The 17,621-nt window shown below is 44.2% G+C and carries 13 protein-coding genes; 8 read left to right on the top strand and 5 right to left on the bottom strand.

Features of this window, described 5'->3' with window-relative positions; genetic code table 11:
* Positions 1-169 precede the first annotated feature (169 nt).
* Positions 170-1,933: an ATP-binding protein gene (locus V7K27_RS03520; RefSeq protein WP_334944361.1), complete on the top strand. Its 1,764-nt coding sequence runs from the start codon at positions 170-172 to the stop codon at positions 1,931-1,933.
* 116 nt (positions 1,934-2,049) lie between these two features.
* On the opposite strand, the gene V7K27_RS03515 is transcribed toward V7K27_RS03520, so the two are convergent.
* Both V7K27_RS03515 and V7K27_RS03510 read right to left on the bottom strand, forming a co-directional pair.
* Positions 2,050-2,976 (bottom strand): DUF2887 domain-containing protein, encoded by a 927-nt coding sequence (locus tag V7K27_RS03515; RefSeq protein WP_334944359.1) that lies wholly within the window; start codon positions 2,974-2,976, stop codon positions 2,050-2,052.
* 34 nt (positions 2,977-3,010) lie between these two features.
* On the bottom strand, positions 3,011-3,151 hold the full coding sequence (locus tag V7K27_RS03510; protein ID WP_334944357.1) for a hypothetical protein: 141 nt from the start codon (positions 3,149-3,151) through the stop codon (positions 3,011-3,013).
* Between the two features lie 391 nt (positions 3,152-3,542).
* Here V7K27_RS03510 and V7K27_RS03505 point away from each other — a divergent pair, with 391 nt between their 5' ends.
* From V7K27_RS03505 to V7K27_RS03485, 5 genes are all read left to right on the top strand, one after another.
* Positions 3,543-3,773, top strand: a complete 231-nt coding sequence (locus tag V7K27_RS03505; RefSeq protein WP_012408256.1) for a NifU family protein — start codon at positions 3,543-3,545, stop codon at positions 3,771-3,773.
* Between the two features lie 78 nt (positions 3,774-3,851).
* Positions 3,852-6,086, top strand: coding sequence for a glycoside hydrolase (locus V7K27_RS03500; protein ID WP_334944355.1), 2,235 nt, complete (start codon positions 3,852-3,854; stop codon positions 6,084-6,086).
* Positions 6,087-6,437: 351 nt separating this feature from the next.
* Positions 6,438-7,502: a serine/threonine-protein kinase gene (locus V7K27_RS03495; RefSeq protein ID WP_334944353.1), complete on the top strand. Its 1,065-nt coding sequence runs from the start codon at positions 6,438-6,440 to the stop codon at positions 7,500-7,502.
* A 558-nt stretch (positions 7,503-8,060) separates the two neighbouring features.
* On the top strand, positions 8,061-10,118 hold the full coding sequence (locus V7K27_RS03490; RefSeq protein ID WP_334944351.1) for a serine/threonine-protein kinase: 2,058 nt from the start codon (positions 8,061-8,063) through the stop codon (positions 10,116-10,118).
* 123 nt (positions 10,119-10,241) lie between these two features.
* Positions 10,242-10,820 (top strand): Uma2 family endonuclease, encoded by a 579-nt coding sequence (locus V7K27_RS03485; RefSeq protein WP_334944349.1) that lies wholly within the window; start codon positions 10,242-10,244, stop codon positions 10,818-10,820.
* 105 nt (positions 10,821-10,925) lie between these two features.
* Here the strand turns inward: V7K27_RS03485 and V7K27_RS03480 are convergent, their stop codons facing one another.
* Both V7K27_RS03480 and V7K27_RS03475 read right to left on the bottom strand, forming a co-directional pair.
* The gene (locus V7K27_RS03480; protein WP_334944347.1) at positions 10,926-13,550 is read right to left on the bottom strand and encodes a chloride channel protein; all 2,625 of its coding nucleotides are present in this window, start codon (positions 13,548-13,550) and stop codon (positions 10,926-10,928) included.
* 292 nt (positions 13,551-13,842) lie between these two features.
* Positions 13,843-15,156, bottom strand: coding sequence for a TldD/PmbA family protein (locus tag V7K27_RS03475; RefSeq protein ID WP_334944345.1), 1,314 nt, complete (start codon positions 15,154-15,156; stop codon positions 13,843-13,845).
* A gap of 226 nt (positions 15,157-15,382) precedes the next feature.
* Between V7K27_RS03475 and V7K27_RS03470 the strand changes: the two genes are divergently transcribed.
* Positions 15,383-15,637 (top strand): hypothetical protein, encoded by a 255-nt coding sequence (locus tag V7K27_RS03470; protein WP_334944343.1) that lies wholly within the window; start codon positions 15,383-15,385, stop codon positions 15,635-15,637.
* Here the strand turns inward: V7K27_RS03470 and V7K27_RS03465 are convergent.
* A complete protein-coding gene (locus tag V7K27_RS03465; protein ID WP_334944342.1) occupies positions 15,627-16,487 on the bottom strand; it encodes a Tab2/Atab2 family RNA-binding protein in 861 nt (286 codons plus the stop codon). The genes V7K27_RS03470 and V7K27_RS03465 overlap by 11 nt on opposite strands.
* 488 nt (positions 16,488-16,975) lie before the next feature.
* Here V7K27_RS03465 and V7K27_RS03460 point away from each other — a divergent pair, with 488 nt between their 5' ends.
* Positions 16,976-17,308: a DUF433 domain-containing protein gene (locus V7K27_RS03460; protein WP_334944340.1), complete on the top strand. Its 333-nt coding sequence runs from the start codon at positions 16,976-16,978 to the stop codon at positions 17,306-17,308.
* Positions 17,309-17,621: the final 313 nt, after the last annotated feature.

Below are 17,621 nucleotides of genomic sequence, written 5' to 3'. Positions count from 1 at the left end.
ATCAGTCAACTGTCAATACAACTTAAAAAAAGTGAAGTTTGCCAATCTGGATTTCAAAATACCAAGAAATACTCAATAAAAAACGAAAAAGCTGTAAAAATTTATGCAAAAATTTGAGCAGCTTTAAGAAAATTACGGTCGGATACCTTTTGTCTATCCAACTCAATTAATGACTATTACTGCCAATTCCCAATTGCCGAATGTATTTTCCCCAAATCTGGAATCTATTACCAGTAAGACTGATGGCTCATTACCAACTCTAGGAGCCGAGTTGGTATATACGCAAGATGGGGCAGGGCGCTATCTAACTTTTTGTTGGCAGCACAGCGAACTCCTGGGGTTAAATGCCGAAAAAATAGTTGACGAACTGAACCAGACCCAAACTTTTGCCCCGGTGGATAAGGTTACTTATTTGGAACGCTTGCACCGAATTTTGATCAGTTTGGTGCCAGAAAGGTTTCAGTGTTGGTTTAGCTACCACCAGGAATTATTTGAGTTGGACTTAGTGATTAGTCCGATTATGCCGAGTTTGGGAACGGCTGCCACTACAGTTTTAGTGATGGGACGGTTAGTGCAAGCGACACTCAACAAAAAACAAGTGCGTGTGGCATCAAAAACGCCCACACAAATAGAGTTGGCAATACGTTCACAGCAACACCAAAAACTGATAAATCGGATTACCAGAAATATTCGCCGGACATTGGATTTAGATATTATTTGGCAGCAAACAGTTGACAGTTTGGGGAAAGCACTGCGCCTACAGCGCTGCATTATTTGTCCTTATCAGCCCTCTACCTCAAAAGTGGAGGTGAAGGCTGAGTATCGCCAGCCAGAACTCAAATCAATGCTTGGCTTAGAAATAGATATAGCTTCTGAGCCTGCCTTTGCTCAGGTCTTGGCAACCCTAGAACCAGTTGTGATGGAAGTGGCTGGATACACAGAGTCTGGACGGCAGAAAACTTTGGTGATTGCGACTTGCTATCAAGACCAGGCCAATGGATTGGTTGCCTTGAATTGGCAGGATGAATGCTACACATTAACAGAATCGGAATTAGAACTGGCAAAAGAAGCAGCAGATCAATTGGGAACTGCGATCGCCCATGCTACTTTATATAAAGAATTAGAAGCAGCGCGTCAAAAAGCCGAAGAAGCTTCCCGCCTCAAAAGTGAGTTTCTGGCTAATGTATCCCATGAAATTCGTACCCCCCTCAATGGCATGATTGGCTTCTTGAAGCTGATTTTAGAAGGGATGGCAGATGACCCAGAAGAACAAAACCAATTTTTGGCAGAAGCTCACAACTTATCGATACATCTGCTGAATATCATCAACGATATTTTGGACATTGCCAAAATCGAAGCTGGTAAAATGGAGCTAGTTTACGCTCCAGTCAAGCTAGATGAGCTATTCAGTGCTGTAGAAGGTTTCATGCGTCCCCTAGCAGAAATGAGAAACCTCAGCTTTCGGATGCAAATGCCTGCTATCTCCGATGAAATTATTGTCCAAAGCAACTACCAACGGTTGCTACAAGTTATGCTCAATTTGGTAGGTAATGCCATCAAATTTACCCATGAGGGCGGCATCACCGTCAGCGCCGATTTAGTAATCAAAAAAGCAAAGCCGAACTTTCAAGGTCAGGAATTTCCTGGCATGGTGAGAGTCCGGGTGGCAGACACTGGCATCGGTGTTTCCTTAGACAAACAAGATAAACTGTTTCAATTATTCTCTCAGGTGGACGGCTCCCGCACTCGCCACTACGGTGGTACAGGTTTAGGACTGGCAATATCCCAGAAGCTAGTGGAGGCAATGGGCGGCGAGGTACATTTTTATAGTCTGGGGGAAGGACTTGGCTCAACAGTCACATTCACCGTGCCACTATATCAACAACCTGTCATGGTTTCATCTAGTGATAGCGACTCAGACTGTATAGGTTAGAGGCTCTTAGATAACGAGGTTTTGTAAATCCTTTTACAGATAATGAAATCAGACAGATTAAAATAATTCGTAATTCGTAATTCGTAATTCGTAATTTGCTTGGTCTAGGGGAGTTATCATCGCACTTCTAACCAAGCCTGTAAATCAGCCACGCTGGTAAAATCTAACAGTGCTTCGCTCAAATCTTCTAGAACAGGCAAAGGTAAACTAGAAACTGAGGAGCGTATTTCCTCAGAGAATTCTTGCCGAAATCGTTTAGTCAACAGGCGAACTACAAGATTAGCTGCTTCTTCCTGTCGTCCTTCTAAGCGTCCTTCGGAGCGTCCTTCTAAGCGCCCTTCTTCCTTGATTTCTCGATAAACTCGCGTTTGTTGTAGTGTTATACCTAACATTTGTTCTACATCCCCTTGGCTTAAGTGTTCAAACTTGTACACCATTATTGTCGTGATCATCTCTATTATGACGCGACTTGCAGTTTCAGACTGTTCAACAGAAGAACGCTCAAGTAAATACCTAGCTTCTTGTGGTGCTTGTTCTTCTGTTAGAGTAGTTAGCACCATCAGCGCTACCCATAAAGGTAATTGGCGAATATCCCCTAATTCATCCAGATAAACGCAGTGTACTTGGTTTCCGTTAAGCAGGGTTCGATGAGGGTAAATATCGCTTTGTTCGATACCGCGCGACGGATAAATTATAACCGCTTGCCAATCGCTAAATCTGGCACGGTTGCGATAGAAATATAAGGAAGATTCAGCAAATACCCTTTCGTAAAGCTGTTCATCTGTCTTGGAAAGTTGCTCTACTTGGGGAGACCCCAAGACCGCACTTTCCGCTTTTTGAAACTGCACCTCACAGAAATATACAATTCCAGCACCTGCGTTTTCCGGTGGTAGAAATACTCCATCTATTTCAAATTTCGGTTCTTTAACAGCTACGGAATCAAATCGATAAGCTTGTGCATTTATTGGGGAATCTGTCAATAGTTCAAATAGCAAAGTGGGGGATTGTTGGAAAAGTTTGTAAAAAATTGAGTCTCGCCGCATGAACTTATTTCTTAAATCTGCGATACATTTTATTTTACGTTCTAGCGATCGCCCCTAAAGGTTGCGATGCGATCGCAAATAAACCAGTAATACCCAAAACATCGCTTGTTCCCAGCCAAGCTGTGAAGTCTGCCCTTGAGGAAAATTGGACTAAACTGAATATCAGTGAAGTCAAAGTGATTACGATGAGAATCACAGTACTACTGAGTTCAGCTACTCTCAGATCAAGTTAGGGAGTGGGGAGTGGGGAGTGGGGAAGAAGCCTTTTCAGGGTGTAGTGATTTTTTTCAGAAATCAAATACGAGTCCTATAGATAAGTGTGTATGTGTAGTAAAAGCGCTGCGCGTGTGAAGACAAATGGCAAATGTTAATTAAACAACTGACAAACTAGCTGCAATTGCGTCTAGGATCGATTTAACAAAGCTAGAAAATAAAATTTTGGATAATGGTTAATGAGTAACGGCGCATAGGCACTGGGATCATTATTATTCAATGCCCCATGCCCAATGCCCAATGCCCCATTCCCAATTCCCAATGCCGATCATTAACTTACCTGGTCTAAAACTATGGAACTCACAATTGACAACGTTGAAACAGTCTTAGATGAAATGCGCCCTTATCTCATGTCTGATGGCGGCAACGTGGAACTGGTAGAACTCGATGGGCCTGTTGTAAAACTACGCCTGCAAGGTGCTTGCGGTTCTTGTCCCAGTTCTGCAATGACGCTGAGAATGGGTATTGAACGCCGCCTCAAGGAAATGATTCCCGAAATTGCAGAAATTGAGCAAGTGGTGTAAAAGTGAGGAGTTAGGAGTTAGGAGTTATGAGTTTTGAATCAACTCCTAACTCCTTATTCTTAACTCCTAACTATTCCTATGTCGCATCCTCTCTACATTGCTTTTATCTGGCATCAACATCAGCCTCTGTACAAATCTCCTGGCGGCGAGGCTTCGCTATCTCCGAGTCAGCAGTACCGTCTACCTTGGGTACGTTTGCATGGGACTAAAGATTATTTGGATCTGGTATTGCTTTTAGAGCGGTATCCTAAGTTACACCAAACGGTAAATTTAGTTCCATCGCTGATATTACAACTCGAAGATTATATTGCTGGGACTGCTTTTGACCCTTATCTCACAGCCAGCTTGACACCAGATGAACAACTCACCCAGCAACAGCGCGAATTCATTATCCAACACTTTTTCGATGCCAATCACCACACCTTGATTGATCCCCATCCCCGCTATGGCGAGTTGTACCAGCAAAGGCAGGAAAAAGGGCAAGCTTGGTGTTTAGCAAATTGGGAATTGCCAGATTATGGCGATTTGCTAGCTTGGCACAATTTGGCTTGGATCGATCCGTTGTTTTGGGATGACCCGGAAATTGCTAGTTGGTTAAAACAGGGTCGGAATTTTACTTTAAGCGATCGCCAGCGCATTTATTCCAAACAGCGAGAAATTCTTAGCCGCATTATCCCCCAACATCGGAAAATGCAGGAGGCGGGGCAGCTAGAAGTTACTACTACACCCTACACTCACCCGATTTTACCGTTGCTAGCTGATACTAACTCCGGTCGGGTAGCCGTGCCAAATATGACACTACCTGAGCAGCGATTTCAGTGGGCAGAAGATATCCCCCGCCACTTGCGGAAAGCTTGGAACTTATATAAAGACCGCTTTGGACAGATACCTCGTGGGTTGTGGCCTTCGGAACAGTCAGTAAGTCCGGCGGTACTACCATATATTATTAACCAAGGGTTTAAGTGGATATGCTCAGATGAAGCCGTCTTGGGATGGACGCTGAAACACTTTTTTCATCGGGATGGGGCGGGGAATGTGGAGCAACCAGAATTGCTGTACCAACCCTATCGCCTGCAAACAGCCGAGGGTGATTTATCAATTGTGTTTCGTGACCACAGATTATCAGATTTGATTGGCTTTACCTACAGTGCGATGCCAGCAAAACAAGCCGCAGCAGATTTAGTGGGACATTTGCAAGCGATCGCTAAAATGCAAAGAGATAGTCAAAGTGAACAACCTTGGCTAGTTACCATCGCCTTGGATGGAGAGAATTGCTGGGAATTTTATCCCCAAGACGGCAAACCCTTCTTAGAAGCTTTGTATCAAAGTTTAAGTGATGAACCCCGCCTTAAACTTGTCACCGTCTCCGAATTTCTCGAAGAATTTCCCGCTACAGCCACCATTCCCGGAGAGCAACTACATAGTGGTTCTTGGGTGGATGGCAACTTCACCACTTGGATCGGCGATCGCGCCAAAAATCGGGCTTGGGATTATTTGACAGCAGCAAGGGTTATGCTCGCAAGTCATCCCGAAGCGACGGAAGAAAACAACCCAGAAGCCTGGGAAGCATTGTATGCCGCAGAGGGTTCGGACTGGTTCTGGTGGTTTGGTGCAGGACACTCCTCAAATCAAGATGCCATCTTTGATCGATTGTTTCGAGAACACTTGTTTGGCATTTACAAAGCATTAAATGAACCTGTACCGCCCTATCTCAAGCAACCAGTGGAAAACCACCAAGCACAGGCAAACCACGCCCCACAAGGGTTTATTCATCCCGTCATTGATGGTAGGGGTGATGAACAAGATTGGGACAAAGCTGGACGCATAGAAATCGGCGGGGCGCGGGGGACAATGCACAATAGCAGCGTCATCCAGCGACTTTGGTATGGGGTGGATCACCTGAATTTCTATTTGCGGCTGGACTTTAAAAGCGGCGCTGCACCAGGGCGAGATTTGCCAGCAGAGTTGAATTTGCTGTGGTTCTATCCAGAAAAAACAATGGTCAACAGTCCAGTTCCCTTGGCAGATGTACCAGATGCAGCGCCACTTAATTACCTTTTTCACCATCTTTTAGAAGTTAACTTACTGACGCAATCGATTCAGTTTCGGGAAGCTGGAGACAATCATCAATGGCAGCCCCGTTTCAGTCGCGCTCAAGTAGCTTTAAATAGTTGTTTAGAGTTGGCAGTACCGTGGGCAGACTTGCAAGTTCCGCCAGATTATTCCCTGCGCCTGATTTTGGTGCTTGCGGATGAAGGGCGTTTTTCCAACTACTTGCCAGAAAATGCCTTGATTCCGATTGAGGTGCCTTAGAACTCAATACCGTTGATGTTACGATTTCACAAAATAGCTAGTCAACTTAACGTTAAAAGGGCGGTTATCTCGTTAAGAGTCTCAGACTGGGAATGCCCGTCGTTGAGGCTCCGCCTCCCTTATTGGCGGCAGAGCCGCAATTGAAGAGCATTTCCAGCTTCTTGCTGGAAACGAGGTTTGAAGATTTTTAAATGCATATTTAATCTTTATTGTCAATGCGTAAATTCTACACAAATTTATTTTTACTTTTTGAAAGATTTTAATGATTTGGCAAAGATTCAGTAATCTTACTGTTGCCAATGAATAATTGTCGTAGAATGAGAGACAATTCCGAGTAGATATTCTATGCTAATGAATCGCTTTTCTCAGAAAATAACGAATTCTCAAGAGAGCATTTCACAGCAAACTCAACTTGGCCAGATGTGTGGTTCCAAGCAGCTATTTCACGATCGCTATGAAATATTGCAAATTTTGGGCCGAGGTGGCTTTGGGATCACGTTTTTAGCCAAAAATGCCCTATTACCGGGGAATCCCCTGTGTGTGATTAAACAGCTTTGTCCGAAAGTTACTAATCCTCAAAGTTGGCAAAGGGCATGTACGCGCTTTGAAAAAGAAGCAAGAACCTTGGGTCAACTCGGTAGTCATTCGCAAATTCCCATGTTGTTAGACTACTTTCAATCGAATGGGGAGTTTTTTTTAATTCAAGAATACGTGCCGGGTTTGACTTTGGCACGAGAAGTGAGGCAAACTGGGATCAAAAGTGAAGCCTCAGTTAAACAATTTTTACAGGAACTATTACCTGTATTACAGTATATTCATAAACATCATGTGATTCATCGGGATATTAAGCCCCAGAATTTATTACGGTGTGAGTATGACGGGCGGGTAGTGCTGATTGATTTTGGGGCGGTGAAAGAGCAACTAGTTGACGTTTGTGAAAACTCAATCAATCAAGCTGTAAACACCAATTTTATTGGAACTAGGGGATTTGCACCGCCAGAACAGTTTTCTTTACGTCCAGTTTATGCCAGTGATATTTATGCACTGGGTGTAACTTGTATTTATATGTTGACTGCGAAAAGTCCTTTAGACTTTGAGTATGACGCGAATACTGGTGAGATATGTTGGCAAAAAGAGGTAAATATTAGCTACAGTTTCGCCCAGATTTTAGGAAAAATGGTGAAAGTTGCGTTAAATGATCGGTTTAAGACTGCCGATGAAGTAATGAAAGCTTTAGGTAATCAAAGCTATGTGCCTACTTTGGCTGACTGTCTAACTACCCAAAAATCTACCCAAAAATTAAATCCTAAAAGTATTACACAATACAAAAATTCTCACGAAAATCCTGACGTATACATCTCACCTGCTGCCAGAACTGCTAGTGCTATTCGGAAATGGAAAGGAAGGGTAAAATGAACTAGGTCGCTGATTGAGCTAAAGTATCAAATTAACAATTAATGATGGGCGATTTAAAATATAAAAAGGACTTCCAAATAAAAAAATGTCCCACAACTGACGCAAAAACCCTCTCTATTTCTCCTCTCTCTGTGTTCTCTGTGTCTCTGTGGTTCGTTTATTTGGATAATTTATTTCTTGGAAGTCCCAAAAACAAATTTAGTAAGCATTTTGACTACATTTTCTAGTCAGTAATGGTTGATTTAAAAGGGTTTATCTTTAATACTTAGTCACTTGTCGCTGGCCAATATACAAGCAAAATTACTAGGGCTGGCATATCAAAAAAAATTTCTCTTCAGATTATTATATAATCGATAGAATAATTAATCTTATGGCTCTCGTAGTTTTCCACAGATGAGGAAGACTGACTACTATTTACAAACGCTAACTATATTAAGTAATTCCCCAATCCCCAGAACAGGGTTTTCTACCACAAGTAAGCGAGAGCTAATTTTTTTTTCAGGGAAAGTTCGGGGCAAACTTAGCCGAAGTTGTCATGCAGTCGCGCCTAGTCAGATCATGATCTGCTGCTTAAATCCCGATTGCTCAAATCCCCTGAATCCCAATGGAAAGAAATTTTGCCAAAGTTGTAGCACCCCATTGGTGTCACTTTTAAGAAATCGCTTCCGTGTCATCCGAGTCCTTTCAGATGAGGGGGGATTTGGCAGAACCTATCTATCAGAAGATGTAGATAAACTCAATGAACGCTGTGTTATCAAGCAATTAGCTCCAAAATTCCAAGGAACTTGGTCGCAAAAAAAGGCGATGGAGTTGTTTGCTGAAGAAGCACAGCGACTACAAGACCTTGGGGAACATCCCCAAATTCCAACTTTGATAGCTTACTTTGAGCAAGAGGGCTGCTTGTATTTGGTGCAGCAGTATATTAATGGGGAGAATTTGTTAAAGGAGTTGCAACAGCGCAAGGGGTATAACGCTAGGGAAATTCAATCTATTTTGCTAGATTTACTACCCATCCTGAAATTTATCCACGATCGCAAAGTCATTCATCGGGATATCAAGCCAGAAAATATTATCCGTCATAAAAGTGATGGGCGATTAAGCCTGATTGATTTTGGTTCCTCAAAGCAATTCACCGCCAAAGTTCAGCAGAAATCTGGCACCTCCATTGGTTCACATGGTTATTCCCCCCTGGAACAAATTAGAGATGGTAAAGCTTTTCCCGCCAGTGACTTGTTCGGTTTGGGCGCTACCTGTTTTCATCTGCTAACGGGAAATTCCCCCTTTCAGTTGTGGATGGAATGTGGGTACGCCTGGGTGAATAATTGGCGGGAATATGTGCGGAGTCCATTAACTCCTGAGTTGGATTTTGTGATCGACAAGCTTTTGAAAAAAGACATCCAAGAACGTTACCAGTCAGCCGATGAAGTTCTCAGAGACTTGACTCCAAAGCAACTCCTGGCATTGCCACCAGCTGGTAAATCCTCTGGGAAAATACCACCAACTAAAGCTCCAGATTTACCAAAAAGTTATCCTTTACTGAGAATTTTAATCTTAATAAGTGCTTTGATTCTGTTGTTCGGCTTTGGAGAATCTTGGTATAAACATTTTCGCCAGATTCAGAGGAGTTTATTCTCTAGGCTGAGTCAGCATAATAGCTTTGGCAAAGATCAGGCGCTTTTAGGTGAACCGCCAAAGATTAGTTTGGGCGACGTTTCCTTAGTTAACACCCTCCAAGGACACGAAAGCTCAGTTTTATCTGTCGCCATCAGCCCCGATGGGAAAACCATTGCCAGCAGTGGCGGTGATAGCACAATCAAACTTTGGAATCTCGCAACCGGAAAACAAATCTCTTCACTCAAGGGGCATTCTCAGCAGGTGAATGTTGTGGCGATCAGCCCAGATGGGAAAACTTTGGTTAGTGGTAGTGATGACAACACGATCAAAATCTGGAATCTGGCAACGCGAAGGCTAATTCGCACTTTGCAGGGGCATTCTGACTCAGTTCATGCCCTCGCCATCAGTGCTGATAGCGAGACTCTGGTGAGTGGTAGTGATGACAACACGATCAAAATCTGGGATTTAGCAACAGGAGAGCAAATTCGGACACTGCTAGGGCATACATTCTGGGTGCGATCGCTAGCCATCAGCCCCGATGGTTTGATTCTTGCCAGTGGCAGTTTTGACAAGACGATCAAAATCTGGAATCTGACAAAGGGATACTCAATCCGTACACTAGAGGGAAATTCTCAAACAGTAACAGCCGTAGCTATTAGTCCAGATGGTAAAACTTTAGCCAGTGCTAGCCGCGATGTCTACGACGGGCAACGCCTACGCACCATCAAACTTTGGAATCTAGTTACCGGAAAAGAAATTCGCACACTGGCGGGACATGGCAACACTATTACATCCGTAGCCTTCAGTGCCGATGGTAAAATTATTGCTAGTGGTAGCCGCGATCGCGCCATCAAACTCTGGAATCGGGCCACAGGAGAAGAAATTCTCACATTAACGGGGCACACCAACACCGTGACATCTGTAACCTTCAGTCCTGACGGCAAAACCCTTGTCAGTGGTAGTGAGGACAATACTATTAAGATTTGGCGGTTGTCTCAGTGAAGAGGCAGAGCCTCCTACAAGAGGATTACAAGGCAGAGCCTTGTAACGAGATGTGATGCATATTTGATTATGTCTGTCAATGCGTAAGTCCTAGAAGTCTAAAATCTAAAATCCAAAAATGGTATGAATGCTCTAACTTTACAGTTTCCTCCGGCGCTGAAATTGACAGACGAAGAATTTGAACAGCTGATTGCTGTTAATCAAGAGTTACGACTGGAATTAACTGCTCAAGGAGAATTAGTGATTATGTCACCCACCGGGGGAGAAACTGGAGAGCGTAACTTGGATATAGAAGGTCAATTATGGTTATGGAACCGTCAAAATAAGCTCGGAAAAGCGTTTAATTCTTCTACAGGTTTTAAATTGCCAAATGGTGCAACTCGTTCGCCTGATGCGTCTTGGGTAAAGATGGAAAGATGGGAAGCTCTCACGCCACAGCAAAGAAAGAAATTTCCACCTTTATGTCCTGATTTTGTAGTGGAATTAGTTTCTGAAACTGATGATTTAGAAGATACCCAAGCAAAAATGCGGGAATATATCAAGAACGGTTTGCGTCTAGGTTGGTTGATTAATCCTAAAAATAGGCAAGTAGAAATTTATCGCTCTAACCAACCAGTGGAAGTTTTACAATCTCCCCGAAATCTATCAGGTGAGGATGTATTACCGGGATTTTTATTAGATTTAGACCCAATTTTTGGTTGAAGAAGAGAACCCCACCCCCAACCCCTCCCCGCAGGCTCTTAGGGGAGCTAAAGCGCAGCTTTGGCTCTTTGGGGTTCCGGGTATTATGCTTAATCGTAAGTAAAATCAATATTTATTATTAATTGCACCTCTAACCAAAATCACTGTACTTTCTACCCCAGAAGCGATCGCTTCGGGAATATTACCTTGAATCGCCTGCTGCAACAATCCCTCACGCGAAGCTCCCAAAACTATAACATCGTAACCTTCGGTTTTCACTAGGTTAATTACACCTTCTGCAACTGAATTAGCTTGGACTGGGAGAGCAACTACAGTACTCGACAATTTGCGGCGACGCATCAAATGGCGGATGGCTTGTTCTGAAACTGACATATCTGGCTTGAGTTCAGATGGCTTAAACACCTGTGTCAGGCGAATTTGTGGTTCATTTCCCAATGTAATTAAAGCTGGGAGCAATTTAATCGCTAACGGGGAATTGGGGCCACCTGCCATTGGTACTAGCCAGCGATTGAAGGAGTGGGGAGTAGTGCCTAATTTTACTAACACTACTTCGCAGGTGGCTTGGCGAATTATGGTGTCTACAACGTCGCCAAAAATCCGACCAGGGGTAGATGTGCCACCTTTCCATCCCATTAAGATGAGGTCGATGTGTTCTTCGTTGATTGTCTCCAAAATTGCCTGGGCGACATCATGGGTAACTCGAATCTGCGTGTGCAGGGGAATTTGCCATTTTTTTGCTAAGACTTCCGCCTGTCGTAGCAAGCGGCGACTTTTTGCCGTTCTTACCTCTGTTTCCGATGGGGAACTGTGGCGGGGTATGAGCATCACTTGCACGCAATCTATTTCATAATGGCGATCGCGGGCAATAGCTGCGGCCATTTCTAATAAAATACCGGCTGTTTCGGGATTAGCTACTGGCACCAATAATCTACCACTACCGATGCTAGGCGATCGCGTTTGGTAAACTATGTATGAAGGATCTGGTCGTAGTCTTGGGGTGTCATTTTCACCATTGAGATGGTCTGCTTCTGCCCGAATAATATCTCCACGAGTAATAATTCCAATCAGTTTCCGTCCATTTACCACTGGTAAGCGACTGATTTGGTAGCGATCCAGCAAATACAGGACATTGCTCAGGTTGTGAATGGGTGTTACGCTCATCGGAGCGGCGGTCATAATTTCCCGTAAGGGAGTATCGTTTGGTAAGTTGCGATCGCGGATATTGAATAAATCTGATTGTGTCACAATCCCTACAAGCTTGCTATTCTCTACCACTGGAAAGCCACGATGGTGGGAACGGGCGAATGCTTGGATCACTTCATCTAAAGGCATCTCTGTATCCAGAGTTTCTACTTGTTGCTGCATGACATCTCTGGCTGTCAAATTTGTCATTATCCCCCCCGCAGGTGCTGCCTTTTCGATAGTTATGCCATTCCACGCCAAAAGTTTGTCGTATAGTGATCCTGGCTCTAACTTTTCGGCGACTAGATACGACGTTGCACAGCCAATCATTAAGGGCAGCACTAAGTTGAAATTTGTAGTCATTTCAAACACAATTATTATCCCCGTGATTGGCACTCTAGCCACCGCAGTAAAAAATGCGCCCATTCCTGCCAAAGCGTAGGTAATTGGTAATCCAGTCGCTATCCCGAAAGGAACAAGCAGACTGTGTTCTCCCATACCCACCAAGTAGCCAAGGGCAGCCCCAAGGGTCAAAGCGGGGGCAAATAATCCTCCGGGTACACCAGAGCCATAGGCTACCAAGGTGAGGATAAACTGGGATAAAAAGGCGATCGCGGCCATTGACCAGCTAGCCTCACCTGTAATTAAAATTTCCCGCAGTCCCGTGTTGTCTCGAAACGCTAGCGGTAGGAATGCCACAATCATCCCAGACACTAGCCCAGCTAGTGCCACACGAGCAGGTAATCCAAAACGCAAAGAGCGGCGGTAAACAGTTAAGCTGGCAATAATTCCGCGATTGAACAGCGCCCCCATCAACCCAGCGACAATCCCCAATACCAAATAGAAGGGAATATCTTGAACAAAAAACTCTGTTTTGGAAGCAGTTAATGCTAAATTCAGATCCAGGCTGCGACCACCCAATAAGCGCGAGACGACAGCACCGATAAAAGAAGCCAGAATTGCAGTGCCGAGAGTAAATTCCGAGAAATCCTGTAACAGTTCTTCGACGACAAACAACACACCTGCAATCGGCGTATTGAAGGCAGCCGCTAACCCTGCGCCTGCACCAGCCGCAATCAACTGGCGGCGGTGGTCTGGTGAAGTCGGAAACCACCGACTGAGTTGAGCTGCTAAAGCGGCGCTCACCTGAACTGTTGGGCCTTCCCGCCCTAAAGCTAGCCCAGAACCCAGTGCCAGAATACCACCGACTAACTTCACCAGAGCAACCCGCAAATCTAAAGCAATTGGTATGCGGGCTAGCACTGCTTTGACTTGAGGAATACCGCTCCCGGAAGTTTCTGGGGCGACGCGCTCAACCAGCCATCCGGCGAGGAATCCAAAGGCGAGTCCGATACCGGGTAGCACAAACCAAGCTGGTAGCAACACCGATGTCTGCACTCGCCAGGCACCTAGCAATCCCACCCCCGATTTAAGTAAGACTGCTGCAAGGGCTGAAACCAAACCAATCAGACAAGCTTCAAAAATTGCTAACCGACGCCGTGGTTGTAGCAGTTGCCGAAAGCGCTGGAAGATAGGTGTATACCACATGATGTCAAATCTCTTGTGTTATTCGGAGATGATTTACTAAACTTTCAACGAATCAAAGGCAATATTTGCTACTTGCAAAACCCGTTAAGTAAGTGGGCAAGGATAAATCAAACTTTGTTAGGTAATGCAAATTTAATTATTCACACCCACTTACTTACGATGAATTGATTCCATTCTGAATTCTGACTCCTGAATCCTGAATTCTGAATTCTGACTCCTGACTCCTGAATTCTGAATTCTGAATCCTGAATTCTGAATTCTGAATTCTGACTCCTGACTCCTGAATTCTTCTTCAATTGCTTCTCCCCGTGGTGCATAGCCCTTCTACGATCAGAGATGGAGTATAACAAGAACCATTCCAATCAGCATCGTTGCCCAGTGTCACCAATTGCTTCAGGGCTGTGTAGACATTACCTGCAACCATCGTATCCTTAACGCGCCCAATTACGTGACCATTTTGCACGCGGTAGCCTAAATCTACGTTGATCGAAAAATCTCCAGAAATACTGCCGCCACCACCCAACATTTGATCCACAATCAAGCCATCATCTAGTTGTTGAATCAAATCTGGTAGTGATGCCGAACCGGGCTGGATGAGAAAATTAAATAAACCAGGGGTGGGATAGCTGCCTAAACCAGGGCGAAAACCATTTCCAGTGGTGTCAGTACCGAGTTGGCGTCCGGTGATGCGATCGCCATAGAAATGCTGTAAAGTCCCGTTTTCGATAAATACTAAAGATTGAGTCGGACTGCCTTCATCATCGAAAGGACAACTGTAAGGGCCCGCTTCCGGGTCTTGGTAGAGGGTGAGGCTGGGTGCAACTACTAGGTTTCCCAAGTGTTCTGCCCAAGGGGAAGCTACTTCTAAAACTCGCTTGCCATTCAAAGCTGCTTGCACAGTGCCCCAAAGCATATCGGCGGCTTTAGAAGTGAACAAAACCGGGACGCGACCAGTGGGAGGTGAGACATTTTCTCTAGCCCAAATTAACCTCTGTAAAATTTGATTAGCTAATCTCTCCGGGTGGAGTTCACCCCGCTTAGTTTGTCCATCAGAAACATTCAAAAAATCATCGCCACGCACCCATTCTGCTGATATATAGCAACTGAGGGTAGTATCAGTATAATGACAATCTAAACCTTTAGTATTGACTAGTCTAGTGGTTTCAATATCACATTCCCAGTCACCATTGCAAATAACATCTGGATAGGCATCACGGATAAGTGCGATCGCTTCTTTGCCCCAATCTACCAAAATCTCTATTGGCACACTTTCCCCTAAATCTGGGTAGGAGGGCTGAAAGTTAGAGCCTAATTCTACTGTTTCTGGATGATTGAGTTGACTTAGTGCCAGAGCTTTTTCCACCATTACTTCAGCGAGGACAGAACCGTAAGCCACCATGAGTCCTGGTCGCCCATTTCGCCAAAGCCGTAGTGCTGTGCCTTCAGATTGGTTGGTTTCTAGCTGTTTGAGTCGGTTTGCCTCAAAAAACACTGGACGAGAAAGCGATCGCGACTGATACACCTCAGCAGCTTCTGCTCCAGATTTTATAGCTAGTTCCAGCAGTTGTTCTGCTAGTGTATCTTGTGATAAATTTTCAGAACCCATGACCCTTAGTGAATTGTGGATTTTGAACCGTATATCAACGCTGTCTCTTGAAAGTCCAATCCCTAGCGATCGGATTTTCCATTGATGGACGCAGATAACTATCCAAAAATCATCAGCGTATTTCGGCAGTTGCAATTTATAACCGCAGATCAACGCTGATGGACGCAGTTAATTATCCCAAATCATCGCCATATCTCGACGGATCTAGTCATTTGTCATTTGTCATTTGTCATTTGTCATTAGTCATTGGTCATTTGTCTGGGACTTCCAAGAAATAAATTATCCATCTTGTGGGGTAGGCAGGAAAGCCCGCCCTGAATATAGGACGGGTGAAGACACCCATCCCACAAGAAAATTTGGGATGTTTTTTTATTTGTCAGTCCCTCATTCTCCACCCATGCCCCATGCCCAATGCCCAATGCCCAATGCCCCATGCCCACTCCCCACTCCCCACTCCCCACTCCCCATTTTCAAAGATTAACCTCTTGCAACAGCCAAAAACCAGCAAAAGATTCTGCTTTGGGATCAGACTGTACACCAATAAAATGTACTCCGTTAGCTTTTTGCTTGGCTTCTTCAAAACCTTTGGCTTCTGCTAATATCTGAGGTTTTTTGATATTTGCCACAATCCAGCTTTCAGTTACACCAGTTTCTAAAAGCAATCTTGCCTCTTCGCTGGTATCAAATCTTAAGAAAGCTAACTCCAAACCAGACATCCAGCCTGCCAAAGGCAACGCTCTCGGTGAGAAAATCAAAATACCAGGAATCCGGGCTTCGGGTGAAACTTGCGCCAACTCTAGGGGGAAAGCTTCACCAAAGCCAATTTCCCACTCTGGCATTTCTGCCAAAGCCGCAGCATCTAAGGTAACAAATACCCACTGCTGTCCTTCCAAAGCATCTGGTAAACGTTGCGGCAAAGGTTTTTCCAACCGGACTGAGGGATTAGTCCCCCCTTGATACCCTGGTTCTTGAGGATACACTTCCTCCATACGCTGTTCTAACCATTGGTTAAGAACCAAAGTGCGGCGGCTAGGCTGGGCGGGAATGCCCAAGTCTTGACAAGCTTTAGTAATCATGTTGTTCATTTGGCGGCGGAAAAAGCGGATTTTAATTGGTGCTTTTCCAGCTTGGTTAATAGCCTCCTGCAATGCTGTCCGCAACCAGCCAGAATTTACCTGGGTACTGGGACAATATTGAGCATAGCGAAACAAAGAATCTGCTTTTGTGCTGATATCCAAAGGACTCTCGCAGACTAAGACTTCCCAAATTTTTTTCTGATTAGCGTCCAAAATCGGACGGGAGTAAAAATCAATTTCCCAAATACTGCCCATGTTTTGCGGTAAAAATCTGGCTGTTATGTTTTCTTGATATTTTGATCATACGGGTGTTGGGGCAGCATTTGATATTGGGCATTGGGCATTGGGGATTAATGGAGTTCTGAGGTTCATGAATGGAGTTCTGAGGTTCATGAATGGAGTTCCGAGGTTCATGAATGGAGTTCTGAGGTTCATGAATGGAGTTCTGAGGTTTATTAATGGAGTTCTGAGGTTTATTAATGGAGTTCTAACTCTTTCTTATCCCCCTTATTCCTGATCGTTTGAGCAGAACATAGGAAGTTTTTGGAGTAATTAGGTTTTGGAATGAGTCGGGAATTGATCAGGCGATCGCTCTTGAAGAGATTTACTGTCTCCATCTATTTATAGTCAGTACATGACGCTTTAAGACTTGGAAAAAATGCAAGCTACAGTATCCCAGCGATCGCATGAAACTATTCAATGGCAATTAGGATAATGCTAAAAGACCCTACAGAGCTAGATGAATGCAACTAGAAGATTATTTTGAGTTTTTAGACCCAGATGACATCCGTATCAAAGGCCATCGCATTGGTATTGATAATGTGATTCAATATTACCTGCAAGGATGTTCACCGGAGCAAATTCTAGAAGAATTACCTTCCCTGAATTTGGAGAAAATTTATGCGACGCTTACCTACTACCTGCATAATCGTGTTGAAATAGATGCTTATATGTTGCGGCTAGCAAAGTGGCGAGAACAGCGCTATCAAGAATCATCAGCTAATCCTTCACCTTTGATGCAACGTTTAAGAGCATTAAAGGCGCAACGTGAGCAGGAGTTGCTAAACTCTTGGTGAAGGTACGTTTTCTCCTTGATGAAAATTTGTCGCCTAAGTACAGAACACCACAAAAAGGGTATGGAATTTAATTATTCGTAGGTTGGGTAGAAGGAAGTGGAACCCAACATCAAGTCTCAATATTTCCGAACCCCTTTTACGGTGACGTGTACTTAGTATTTGGGCAGAAACAATTTATTTGATTTGGGAAGCGACTGAGGCAGAAGAGTGGATTAATAGATTGGATTGGATTCCACTTTAAAAATTTGGCCTTGCTGAATTGAAAGTATCCCCCTCATCCCCCTCATCCCCCTCATCTCCCTCATCTCCCTCA

Source organism: Nostoc sp. (assembly GCF_036919575.1).
Lineage (GTDB): Bacteria > Cyanobacteriota > Cyanobacteriia > Cyanobacteriales > Nostocaceae > Nostoc.
The sequence above is the reverse complement of the archived record's forward strand: the minus strand, read 5'-3'. Positions and strand labels throughout refer to the sequence as shown.